Source organism: Ligilactobacillus hayakitensis DSM 18933 = JCM 14209, from assembly GCF_000615845.1.
GTDB classification, from domain to species: domain Bacteria; phylum Bacillota; class Bacilli; order Lactobacillales; family Lactobacillaceae; genus Ligilactobacillus; species Ligilactobacillus hayakitensis.
The window spans coordinates 1-12,548 of the sequence record NZ_BAML01000003.1 but is presented as its reverse complement, the minus strand read 5'-3'; the positions used below and the strand labels follow the sequence as shown (position 1 = coordinate 12,548).

The 12,548-nt window shown below is 33.1% G+C and carries 10 protein-coding genes and 2 tRNA genes; 10 read left to right on the top strand and 2 right to left on the bottom strand.

What is annotated here, in order from left to right; genetic code table 11:
- Positions 1–60 precede the first annotated feature (60 nt).
- From dnaJ to JCM14209_RS01145, 3 genes are all read left to right on the top strand, one after another.
- Entirely contained in the window at positions 61–1,167 is a 1,107-nt protein-coding gene (gene dnaJ, locus JCM14209_RS01155) for a molecular chaperone DnaJ (RefSeq protein WP_025021812.1), read from the top strand.
- Between the two features lie 280 nt (positions 1,168–1,447).
- Positions 1,448–3,280, top strand: a complete 1,833-nt coding sequence (gene lepA, locus JCM14209_RS01150) for a translation elongation factor 4 (RefSeq protein WP_025021811.1) — start codon at positions 1,448–1,450, stop codon at positions 3,278–3,280.
- 63 nt (positions 3,281–3,343) lie between these two features.
- Positions 3,344–4,084 carry a gamma-glutamyl-gamma-aminobutyrate hydrolase family protein gene (locus tag JCM14209_RS01145; RefSeq protein ID WP_035519715.1) on the top strand — a complete coding sequence of 247 codons (741 nt, stop codon included), beginning with the start codon at positions 3,344–3,346 and terminating at the stop codon, positions 4,082–4,084.
- Positions 4,085–4,129: 45 nt separating this feature from the next.
- On the opposite strand, the gene cls is transcribed toward JCM14209_RS01145, so the two are convergent.
- Positions 4,130–5,605 carry a cardiolipin synthase gene (cls, locus tag JCM14209_RS01140; protein WP_025021809.1) on the bottom strand — a complete coding sequence of 492 codons (1,476 nt, stop codon included), beginning with the start codon at positions 5,603–5,605 and terminating at the stop codon, positions 4,130–4,132.
- A gap of 113 nt (positions 5,606–5,718) precedes the next feature.
- Here cls and JCM14209_RS01135 point away from each other — a divergent pair, with 113 nt between their 5' ends.
- The 4 genes from JCM14209_RS01135 to argS all read left to right on the top strand — a co-directional run bounded on the left by JCM14209_RS01135 (position 5,719) and on the right by argS (position 8,927).
- Positions 5,719–6,606 carry a LysR family transcriptional regulator gene (locus JCM14209_RS01135; RefSeq protein ID WP_025021808.1) on the top strand — a complete coding sequence of 296 codons (888 nt, stop codon included), beginning with the start codon at positions 5,719–5,721 and terminating at the stop codon, positions 6,604–6,606.
- 66 nt (positions 6,607–6,672) lie between these two features.
- Positions 6,673–6,882: a hypothetical protein gene (locus JCM14209_RS01130; protein WP_025021807.1), complete on the top strand. Its 210-nt coding sequence runs from the start codon at positions 6,673–6,675 to the stop codon at positions 6,880–6,882.
- A gap of 36 nt (positions 6,883–6,918) precedes the next feature.
- A tRNA-Gly gene (locus tag JCM14209_RS01125) sits at positions 6,919–6,989 on the top strand.
- Positions 6,990–7,238: 249 nt separating this feature from the next.
- Positions 7,239–8,927, top strand: coding sequence for an arginine--tRNA ligase (gene argS / locus JCM14209_RS01120; RefSeq protein ID WP_025021806.1), 1,689 nt, complete (start codon positions 7,239–7,241; stop codon positions 8,925–8,927).
- A gap of 67 nt (positions 8,928–8,994) precedes the next feature.
- On the opposite strand, the gene JCM14209_RS01115 is transcribed toward argS, so the two are convergent.
- Positions 8,995–9,067 (bottom strand) — tRNA-Gln (locus JCM14209_RS01115).
- Positions 9,068–9,224: 157 nt separating this feature from the next.
- Here JCM14209_RS01115 and JCM14209_RS01110 point away from each other — a divergent pair.
- From JCM14209_RS01110 to JCM14209_RS01100, 3 genes are all read left to right on the top strand, one after another.
- Entirely contained in the window at positions 9,225–10,667 is a 1,443-nt protein-coding gene (locus tag JCM14209_RS01110) for an amino acid ABC transporter substrate-binding protein/permease (protein WP_025021805.1), read from the top strand.
- A complete protein-coding gene (locus JCM14209_RS01105) occupies positions 10,667–11,407 on the top strand; it encodes an amino acid ABC transporter ATP-binding protein (protein WP_025021804.1) in 741 nt (246 codons plus the stop codon). Before JCM14209_RS01110 ends, JCM14209_RS01105 begins: the two co-directional genes overlap by 1 nt.
- 75 nt (positions 11,408–11,482) lie before the next feature.
- The gene (locus JCM14209_RS01100) at positions 11,483–12,481 is read left to right on the top strand and encodes a serine hydrolase domain-containing protein (RefSeq protein WP_025021803.1); all 999 of its coding nucleotides are present in this window, start codon (positions 11,483–11,485) and stop codon (positions 12,479–12,481) included.
- The last annotated feature ends 67 nt before the right edge of the window (positions 12,482–12,548 follow it).

The window sequence follows — 12,548 nt, the reverse complement described above, 5'->3', positions numbered from 1 at the left end:
GTAAATACACGTGGCTTTATCTATATATGATTAGAAATAATTATATAAAGGAGAATAACTATGAATCCATATGACGTTTTAGGTGTGTCCAAAGATGCGTCTGAACAAGAGATAAAAAGAGCATATAGAAAGCTAGCTAAAAAATATCACCCTGATTTAAATAAAGAAGCTGGGGCAGATAAAAAATACAAAGAAGTCAATGAAGCATTTGAAATTTTAAGTGATCCGCAAAAGAAAGCTCAATATGATCAATTTGGAACCACTGGCAATCAAGGTGGTTTTGGCGGCGGTCAAGGTTTTGACGGATTTAACTTTGGCGGTGGTGGCTTTGAAGATATCTTCTCATCATTCTTTGGTGGGGGACAAACTCGTAATCCTAATGGCCCACGTCAAGGTCGTGACTTACAGTATGAAATGAATTTGACTTTTGAAGAAGCAATTTTTGGGAAAAAATCAGAAATCAAATATACCCGTGAAGAAAATTGTAAAACATGTTCAGGTTCTGGTGCCAAGGAAGGAACTTCTCCAGTAACTTGTTCAAAATGTGGCGGTAGAGGATTTGTTCAAGTTCAACGACAAACACCACTTGGAAGAATGATGAGCCAACAAGAATGTGATGTTTGTCATGGAACTGGTAAAGAAATTAAAGAAAAATGTCAAGTTTGTCATGGATCTGGACATGTAAATGAACAACATGCTATTGAAGTTACTGTACCTGCAGGTGTAGAAGATGGTAATCAAATGCGTTTAAATGGACAAGGAGAAGCCGGAGAAAACGGCGGGCCTTATGGAGATTTATATATATACTTTAACGTTGCCCCAAGTGATAAATATACCCGTGACGGAGCAGACATCTTCTTGAAATTACCAATCAATTTTGTCCAAGCTGCTTTAGGGGATGAAGTTGATGTTGATACTGTCCATGGAAAGGTTAAGTTAAACATTCCTGCAGGAACGCAAACAGGGACTCGCTTTAGATTAAAAGGAAAAGGAGCTCCTCGCCTCAGATCAAATGGGAATGGTGACGAATTAGTAACCGTAAATATTGTTACACCTAAAAAGTTGAATAAGAAGCAAAAAGAAGCGCTTAAGAAATATGCTGAAGTAATGAGTGAAAATTCAGAAAGTGATAATTCATTCTTTGATCGTATGAAAAAGCATTTCTAAATGTTAGAAAAGAGTTAGGATTTTATGGTCCTAGCTCTTTTTTTGCCAAAAATAGACTAGATAAACATTAAATGTTATGATATATTAAATTTGTTTAAAGAAATATTAATTTTTTTAAAATTATTAGTTATATTTTTACTTTGAGGAAAAAAGAAGTATTTAAAGCATGGTGTGGGGATACTGTGCTTTTTATTTTATTAAGTATAAGCAATTGCTCAAATTCCATATTATCGGTATAATTGATATTAAGAAACTAGTAAAGAAAGTAGGAATAATAAATATGGATTTGGAACAGATGAAAGATCGCCAAAAACATATACGTAATTTTTCAATCGTTGCGCATATTGACCATGGGAAGTCCACTTTGGCAGATCGTATTTTAGAAATGACAGATACCGTTTCTAAGCGTGAAATGCAAGATCAATTACTTGATTCAATGGAATTAGAACGTGAACGAGGAATTACGATTAAATTGAATGCGGTCGAATTACACTATCATGCCAAAGATGGAGAAACTTATATTTTCCACCTTATTGATACCCCAGGGCACGTCGATTTTTCATATGAAGTATCACGTTCACTCGCTGCTTGTGAAGGTGCGGTATTAGTAGTCGATGCTGCCCAAGGAATTGAAGCTCAAACTTTAGCTAATGTGTACTTAGCATTAGATGATGACTTGGAAATTGTCCCTGTCATTAATAAAATTGACTTACCATCTGCAGATCCAGAAAGAGTTCGCCAAGAAATTGAAGATGTTATTGGGTTAGATGCTTCAGATGCTGTTTTAGCTAGTGCTAAAAAGGGTGTTGGAATTGAAGAAATGCTTGAACAAATTGTTCAAAATGTACCTGCACCAACTGGCGATCTTGAAGCTCCATTAAAAGCTTTAATTTTTGATTCTGTATATGATGATTATCGTGGGGTTGTTTTAAGTATTCGAGTTGTTGAAGGAACTGTCAAACCTGGCGATAAAATTTTGTTAATGAACAGTAATACGACTTATGAAGTTGTAGAAGTTGGGGTTAACTCACCTAAACCTTTAAAACGAGATTATTTAATGGCCGGGGATGTTGGATATCTAACAGCAAGTATTAAAGATATTCAGGATACTCGTGTGGGGGATACTGTAACCTTTGCTGACAATCCAACGGAAAAGCCACTAGATGGTTATCGTGAAATGCATCCGATGGTTTATTCTGGGCTATATCCAACGGACAACGCAAAATATAATGATTTACGTGAAGCATTAGAAAAACTTCAATTAAACGATGCTGCTTTAGAGTTCGAACCAGAAACTTCACAAGCGTTGGGATTTGGTTTTCGTTGTGGCTTCCTTGGATTACTTCATATGGATGTTGTGCAAGAACGTCTTGAACGTGAATTTAATATGGACCTAATTACAACTGCTCCATCGGTTACATATGATGTTGAATTAACTGATGGTACGCATGTAAATGTGTCTAATCCATCTGAAATGCCAGAATCAACTTTGATTAAGCAAATCAACGAGCCCTATGTGAAAACAGAGGTAATGGTTCCTAACGAATATGTTGGGGCTGTTATGGAATTATGTCAACGAAAACGTGGAACGTTTGTCACGATGGATTATCTTGATGATTATCGTGTGAATGTGATTTATGAAATGCCATTATCAGAAATTATTTTTGATTTCTTTGATAAATTAAAATCAAGTACGCGTGGATATGCCTCATTAGATTATGAACTTGATGGTTCAAGAGCGAGTGATTTAGTTAAGATTGATATTTTGTTGAATGGTGATAAAGTGGATGCATTAAGCTTTATTTCTCATCGCCAATTTGCCCAAGAACGCGGTCGAGTTATTGTAGATAAATTAAAAACAATTATTCCTCGCCAAAACTTTGAAATTCCTATTCAAGCAGCAATTGGTGCAAAAATTATTGCAAGAACTAATATTAAAGCTTATCGTAAAGATGTTACTGCACGTATTCATACAGGTGATCCTGATAGACGTGCTAAGTTACTTGATAAACAAAAACGTGGTAAGAAACGTATGAAAGCAGTCGGAACTGTTGATGTTCCACAAGATGCATTCATGGCAGTTTTAAAGACGGATGATGAAATAAATAAATAAAATTTTAAAATGTTATTAAGAGGTTGTAATAAATACAACCTCTTATTTAAAAGGAGAAATGATATGAATATGAAAAGAAAACCAATAATCGGAATTTCAGGTGGCGTTCGTTTTGATAAAGGCAACGACCCATTTCCCGGATATCCACGTTCATATGTGAATGAAGATTATGTTAAAGGTGTAGAAGTAAATGGGGGGATTCCATTTATTATTCCTGTAACAAAGGATTTAGAAATTGCTAAGGCACAAGTTGCTGCAGTTGATGCAATTGTACTTAGTGGAGGAGACGATGTAGATCCAGCTAATTACAACGAAGAACCATTAGCTAAAATTGGTTCAACATATTATGAACGCGACTTATTTGATTACACATTGTTAGAAGAAGCTTTGCGCCAAGATAAGCCTGTATTGGCAATCTGCCGTGGACTTCAAATTGTTAATACTTATTTTAATGGTACTTTATATCAAGATTTATCGTATGCTAATTTAGGAGATAAGTTAATAAAACATATGGCTCCAAATAATATTTCAGATTTTTCTCATCATGTTAGTATAAATGATAAGACTGAATTATATAAGCTTATCCCTCAAAAAAAGGTTAGAGTAAATTCTTTACACCATCAAGCAGTCAAAAAAGTTGGTGAAGGATTGACTGTTGCAGCAACTAGTGAAGATGGAATTGTCGAAGCATTAGTAAGTGAAAAATATCCTAAGTTGATTGCGGTTCAATGGCATCCAGAAAAGATATTTAATAGTAGTAAATATGCTAATATACTGTTTGAAAATTTAATCAAGCAAGCATAATTAAAAAAGCTCAGAAACACTATTTTGATAGTGCTTCTGAGCTTTTTATAATGTTGGAGAAAGAAGACGTGAAAAATATTGTTTAAATTTTTTCCATTTAGATTGATTATCAAAATATTCCGGCGTTAATTCTTTGCAATGTGCTTGATCGCCAATGAAAATATTTTTCATTGTTACTGATAAATCACTATCATAGCAAAAAGCATTGGCTTCAAAATTCAAGCGAAAACTTCTAAAGTCCATGTTAGCCGAACCAATTGAAGTGATATGATCGTCTGCAACAATGGTTTTAGCATGTAAGAAGCCATGATCATAACGGAAAATTCTAATACCATTTTCAACAAGATATTTTGCATAATATTCTGTTGCGCGGTAGATGAATGGATGATCGGGCATGCTAGGAATCATGATGCGAACATCTACGCCTGATTTAGCAGAGATTATCAATGATTCTAAGATTGAATCATCTGGGACTAAATAGGGTGTTTGGATATAAATGTAATTATCTGCATTTGTAATCATATGTTGATATCCACGTTTAATTGATTGCCGCTCATTGTCTGGACCGGAAGAAACAATTTGAATATTTGTAGAGCCGTTTACAGAGATATTTTCTTCGGAAGGAAGGTAATGACTAAATGTAGTGATGCGCTCTTTTTTTGTTTTGTGACAGGTTACATTCCAGTCCATAATAAATCTATTTAAGAGCTCTATAACCGCAAAGCCTTTAATACGAAGATGAGTATCTCTCCAATAACCAAATTTTTGCGATTTTCCAAGATATTGATCGCCAACATTAAAACCACCAATATATCCGATTAATCCATCAATTACGACAATTTTTCGGTGGAGATGGTAATTTAAACGAGGGGTTGTTACAATGGCTTTTTTCGATGAAAAGAATGCCTGAGCAAGACCGCCAAGTTTTTCTAAATTTTTAAAATATCGATACGTTGTTCCATGCGATCCAAACATATCGTATAAAACTTTAACTTCCACACCGCGTTTTGCAGCATCTTCAAGTGCAGATAAAAGACGATCCCCCAATTCGTCTGAGTAAAATGAATAGTATTCGATGTGAATGTACTTTTTAGCATGATTGATATCGTTAATTAATTGATTAAATTTATCTTTTCCATCAGTAAAAAGTTGAATTTCGTTATTTTTACTTAAGAAAGCTTGTTCTTGTTTGAGGAAAAAATGAATTAATTCGCGGATTGATTGACTTGATTGGGTCAGAGGGATGAGTTTATGTTTTTTCCACTCATTAATTTGGTGATGCGACATTTGACGAAGCATCTTTTTTTGTTCTGTTTGCATAGAAAAAATTTTTTCATGAGAAAGTTTTTTACCAGCAAAAAGATAAATGATAAATCCGATTACTGGTAACGCAACTAGAACTAATAACCAAGCCCAAGTTGCGGCAATATCTCTTTTTTCGCGAAATACAGTTATTAATGCTGCAATTGTATTGATAATAACAATTACATTCCAAGCTGATGAAAGTATATCAAAAGTCATATCGTTCCTCCTAAAATATTTTATGTATATCATTATATCATAAAGAATTTGAAATCATTGTCCCAAATAAGATATAGTAATTGTAAGGTTTAAGGTGGATAATGGAGGGAAACATGTCAAATTTTAGTTATGAAGTTTTTAGTACTGTTGCTCAGAAAAAAACATTTCTAGAAGCAGCTAAGGAACTTAAAGTTACACCATCAGCAGTTAGCCATTCAATTAATAATTTTGAAAAAGAATTAGGGTTTTCGTTGTTCATTAGAAATCGAAGCGGGGTCCAATTAACTACGAATGGAAAAAGAATCTTACCTTTGGTACAAGAAATCTTAAATGCCGAATTAAACTTAAAAGAAGAAGCATCCTTGATAAATGGTGTGAATACGGGTCGAGTTAGAATAGGAGCCTTTAGTAGTGTATGTATTAATTGGTTACCAGATATTATTAATCAATTTAAAGAAAAATATCCTAATATAGAAGTAACTGTTTGGCAAGGAAATTTTAACGCTGTGATTGAACAATTAAAATTAGGAAATATTGATATTGGCTTTAGCGCTTTACCAATTTCAGATACATTTGAAGTTACAAAATTATTTGAGGATGAAATATATTGTATTACACCCAAAGATGTAGAGTTAAAAGAAGGCTCTAAAATGACAAAAAATGATTTAAAAGATAAAAACTTTATATTACAGCAAATTGATTATGATCGTGATACGAAAAAAGCATTAGACACGTACGACGTATCTTTGAATTCGATTCATTATAGTATTGACGATGCTTCGATTATTGCGATGGTAGAAAGCGGGTTAGGGTATGGAATTTTACCTAAATTAGCTTTAGAAAAACTAAAGGGAAATGTCAATCAATATTTATTTGACCAAGAATTTCATCGTCAAATTTGTTTGGTAACACATGAAAAGAAATTATTAACTCCATCAGTTCGATCATTTTCAAAGGTTGTTATCAACTATATAAGAAATAGGTACGGTAAGACAAAGTAAATATCTTGATTTTTTTATTGAAATTTGCTATATTTTTCCAGTAACCTTATCAAAAGGAGTATTTAGATGGAAAACGAATTTAAAATTGGTGATAACGTTAAATGCAAGAAATTTGCATCTTTAACTCAAGATTTTGAGGGTGTTATCGAAAAACTTTATGAAAACTCAGCCATGGTTTCAATTACAAAACATGCCAGTGAAGATAGCGTGGTAGTAACAGACTTTCATAATAGAGCTGTTGTACGTTTATCTGAAATGAAGAAATTAAATGCGTAGTGACATTTGATTTGATATATGCTAAACTATGATTATGCGGGTGTAGTTTAGTGGTAAAACTTAAGCTTCCCAAGCTTACGTCGCGAGTTCGATTCTCGTCACCCGCTTTAAGTAAATTCAAACAAGTGAATACCAAATTTAATAAGTTAAATCGATGATAAAGACTAGTAGTTTTGGAAAGATTTAAGCGAGTCTAGGAGGGTGGAAGCTAGGCATTGGAACAAAACGAATCGCCCTTTTAGATTTGTATTAAATATATGAGCGGATTTTTAATCAATTAGAGTGGTACCGCGGGTTTGAACTCGTCTCTTGCATTTATGCAAGGGACGTTTTTTATTTTTTAAGGAGGAAAAGCAATGAATTATAAAGAAAAAGTTGCGCAAGCAATTCAAGCTGCTGTTGATAATCAATTATCAATGGATGAAATTTTAGAAAAGATCGAAAATCCTAAGACATTAGAATTAGGTGATTACGCATTTCCTGCATTTATTTTGGCAAAAACATTGAAAAAAGCACCTCAATTAATTGCCGCAGAAATTGTCGAAAAAATTAATAAAGATGGATTTGAAAAAATTGAAGCTGTTGGTCCATATGTAAACTTCTTTTTAGATAAAAAGAAGTTTAGTAAAGAAGTTTTAGAAGTTATTTTGGCTAATGGATCAAATTACGGTAACCAAAACTTAGGTAATAATGGGAATGTTCCAATTGACATGTCATCACCAAATATCGCTAAACCAATGTCAATGGGGCATCTTCGTTCTACTGTAATTGGAAATTCATTAGGATTACTTTTAGAAAAAACTAATTATAATCCCGTTCGCATTAATCACTTAGGTGACTGGGGAACACAATTTGGTAAATTGATTGTGGCTTACAGATTATGGGGAAGTGAAGAAGAAGTTAAAGCGGATCCTATTAATAACTTATTAAAATACTATGTTAAATTCCACCAAGAAGATGTTGAACATCCAGAATTAGATGATCAAGCTCGTGAAGTCTTCAAAAAGTTAGAAGAAGGAGACGAAGAAAGCTTAGAATTATGGAAATGGTTCCGTGAAGAATCACTTAAAAAGTTCACAGAAGTTTATGACCGTTTAGGAATTTCATTTGATTCATATAATGGGGAAGCGTTCTATAATGATAAAATGGAAGAAGTTGCTGAGATCCTTGAACAAAAAGGACTTTTGAAAGAAAGTCAAGGAGCAGAGATTGTTGATTTAGAAAAATACAACTTAAATCCTGCATTAATTAGAAAATCTGATGGATCAACATTATATATCACTCGTGATTTAGCTGCAGCACTTTATCGTTACAGAACATATGATTTTGTTAAGTCACTTTACGTTGTAGGGATGGAACAAACAAACCACTTTAAACAATTGAAAGCAGTTCTTAATGAAATGGGTTACGATTGGGCAGACGAAATTCATCACATTCCATTTGGTTTAATTACTTCAGGTGGTAAGAAGTTATCAACTCGTTCTGGTAGAGTTATCTTACTTGAAGAAGTTTTAGATGACGCTGTTAAATTAGCTAACCAACAAATTAATGAAAAGAATCCAGATCTTCAAGATAAAAAAGCTGTTGCTGAAGCAGTAGGTGTAGGTGCGGTTGTATTCCACGATTTAAAGAATGAACGTGTAAATAATTTTGACTTTAACTTAGAAGAAGTTGTTCGCTTTGAAGGTGAAACAGGACCATATGTACAATATTCACATGCACGTGCTATGAGTATTCTTAGAAAAGCAAACGTTACTAATTTTGGTAATGACATGGAAATTTCAGATACAAATGCTTGGGCCACATTGAGATTGTTAGAAGATTTTCCAAATACAGTTAATAAGGCTGTGGAAGATTATGAACCATCAGTTATTGCGAAGTATTCAATTCATTTAGCAAAAGCATTTAATAAATACTATGCAAATTCACGTATTTTAGAAGAAGACGATGAAAAGATGGCACGTTTAGCACTTGTTAAGAGTGTTGCCACTGTATTGAAAGAATCACTCAGATTACTAGGTGTTAAAGCACCAAATGAAATGTAACAAATACTAACAAAAAAACGATTTCTAATCCTTTATACTTTGGATTTAGAAATCGTTTTTTTTATTATTGGGCATACAGGGTTCGAACCTGTAAATTATGGATTCAGAGTCCACTGCCTTACCAATTTGGCGAATGCCCAAGATTAATAACAAGTATATTATGTGATTGTTTAGGTAATATGTCAATAAAATTAAGGAATATTTTTGATAAAAATAAAATAATTTTAAAATTTATGTTACCTTTTATCACAAGAGTATGATATAATTAGTTTAAAGATAAAAAGATTGGAGATTATTATGAAAAAAATAATAGCGTATATTACTATCATAACAAGTTTGGTGAGTGTTTTATTAATATCTCGACCGCAAAAGGTGTTAGCTAAGGATACATATAATATAGCAACTGATGTTACATTTCCTCCATTTGTATATGCAAATGACAAAAATGAATATGTAGGAATTGATATTGACTTAATGAATGAAATTGCAAAAGAAGAAGGTTTTAAGGTTAATATCAAACCAATCGGCTTCAACGCAGCGTTACAATCAGTAACATCTGGTCAAGTTGACGGGATGATTGCAGGAATGACGATTACTGATGAAAGAAAGCAAAAGTTTGATTTTTCTAGTCCTTATTATTCATCAGGGATTGTAATGGCGGTATCACCAAAAAGTAATATCGACAGCTTGAAAGATTTACGAGGAAAGAAGGTTGCTGTTAAAACCGGAACTTCTGGAGCTGACTATGCAAATTCGATAAAAGATAAATATGGTTTTAAAGTTGTAACTTTTGATGATTCAGATAATATGTATAATGATGTTGAAAATCACAATTCAGATGCTTGCTTTGAAGATGATGCAGTAATGAATTATGGTATAAAAACTGGATTAGATCTTAAAGTTGTAACCAAACCTGTCAATAATGCAAATTACGGATTTGCGGTTAAAAAAGGTGAAAATCAAGAGTTATTACATAAATTTAATAAAGGTTTAGCAAAATTAAAAGCTAATGGAAAATATCAACAAATTATTGATAAGTATACCGGTGCGAAGGCAACTTCACGAAAATTAGCAGCTCAAAAAAATAATCATACGATTCTAGGGATTATTAAAGAAAATAAAGGAGCAATTTTAACGGGGGTTATTGAAACAATAAAACTTACTGTTGTATCAATAATTTTTGCTACGATATTTGGGATTGTTATTGGTTTATTGGGAGTTATTCCTAATAAGATCTCACAAGCAATCTCGGTATTTGTAATTTATGTTTTCCGAGGATTACCGTTATTGGTTTTAGCGTTATTTATTTATAATGGGATTCCAAGTTTAACAGGGACAAAAATCCCAGCGTTTGTTGCAGGAGTAATTACCTTAGCCCTAAATGAAGGGGCGTACATTGCTGCTTTTGTTAAAGGTGGAATCGAAGCGGTTGATAAGGGGCAAATGGAAGCTGCACGAAGTTTAGGGTTACCATTTAGTAAATCGATGATAAAAATCATTTTACCACAAGGAATGAAGATAATGATTCCATCATTTATTAACCAATTTATTATTACGTTGAAAGATACGTCGATTCTATCTATAATAGGTATATTGGAACTTACTCAAACAGGTAAGATAATTATTGCAAGAAACTTAGAGGGATTCAGAATGTGGGCTATTGTTGCAGTAATTTATTTAGCATTGATTACAATTTTAACTCTACTATCAAAATGGATTGAACGGAGGATTAAAGCCTAATGAGTGATTTAAAAGTAGATGTAACTAACTTGCAAAAAAGTTATGGTGAAAATCATGTTTTAAAAGGAATTGATTTTAAAGTAAAAAATAATGAAGTAGTTGTATTAATCGGGCCATCAGGATCTGGGAAGAGTACGCTTCTCAGATGTCTTAACCGACTTGAAGAACCAACTAGTGGTTCAATCGTAATTGATGGACAAGATATTAGTTCTAAGGGAACTAACATTGACAAAGCCCGCGAAAATATCGGAATGGTATTTCAACACTTTAATTTATTTAATAATTTAACTGTTGGTGAAAATATTATGTTAGCGCCAGTTGAACTAGGTAAATTAGATAAAGATGAAGCTAAGTATGTTTCTGAAAATCTACTAGAAACGGTTGGCTTGGCAGATAAATTTGATGCAATGCCTAATTCATTGTCAGGTGGACAAAAGCAACGCGTTGCAATAGCTCGTGCTTTGGCAATGAAGCCAGATATCATGTTATTTGATGAACCAACATCAGCCTTGGATCCAGAAATGGTGGGCGATGTTTTGGAAGTAATGAAAGAATTAGCTAAAGATGGAATGACGATGGTTGTTGTAACTCATGAAATGGGATTTGCCAAAGAAGTTGCAGATAGAGTTGTCTTCATGGCGGATGGTCATGTGTTAGAAGAAGGGTCTCCAAAAGAAATATTTGATAACCCGCAAAATGAGCGTACACAATCATTCTTAGAAAAGGTTATTAACGTCTAATAGAACAAAAGCGAGAGAAGAACTATTCTAATCTCGCTTTTTTTAATATAATTATTGAAGAAAAGGGGTAGTACAGTGTTTAAAGAAGTTATGGAAAAGATTGAACAATTATATTTGGATGGTGTTGTTCCTGGAGTTTCATATGCAATCATTACAGATGGCAAGGTTACTGAAAAAACTATTGGGTACAGTCAGCTATACCCAACAAAAGAAAAATTAATTCCTGGAATGTTGTATGATATGGCATCTTTAACGAAAGTAGTGGGGACGACAACAATAATTCTAAAATTAATTCAAATGAAAAAAATCTCATTAGATGATGCGATAACTAAATATATTCCAGATTTTTCGGATGAACGGGTGACAATTCGTCATTTATTAACTCATACTTCAGCAATTTCAGGGTACATAGAAAATCGAAATCAACTTTCTGCGGGAGAATTATTGGTAAAACTTCATCAATTAAAAGTGCAAGACTGGTTTGGAAAAAAAGTAGTATATACAGACACAGGATTAATTTTTCTTGGAGAAATTATAGAAAGTATTTACAATGATTCTGTTCAAAATGTAATAAAAAAAGAAGTGTTAGATCCTTTAGGTTTGAAAAATTCAACTTTTTCTCCAAATCCTAAAGAAACAGTACCGACCGAGCTCCAAGAAGATGGGATGCCATTACGAGGAATTGTCCACGATCCTAAAGCGCAAATTTTAAAAGAACATTGCGGCTCAGCTGGTTTGTTTATGAATTTAGGCGATTTAGTTCGATTTTCTGAATTGATGTTAGGAAATATCAGCGAAGAAAAGGTTATTTTGCAAAATACAATAAAGTCCTTGAATAAGGATTTCGCTCCAGAAGCAGACCTTAAAAGAAGCTTAGGTTGGGACTTAAAAACCTCTAAAAATAAACATCTTTGTATATACCACACAGGTTTTACAGGAACTTTTATATTGATTGATAGATTTTGCGGGAATGCAATGGTTGTGTTAACAAATAGAATTCATCCTACTAGTGACAATAAAGAATTTTTAGAACGGCGTGATGAAATAGTGAGGTTGTTCTTAGAACATAATTAAGTCACAATGATATAAAAAGGTGGATCTTAAAAAAATGAAATAATAAAAACCTTAAGGTTCATGTTTT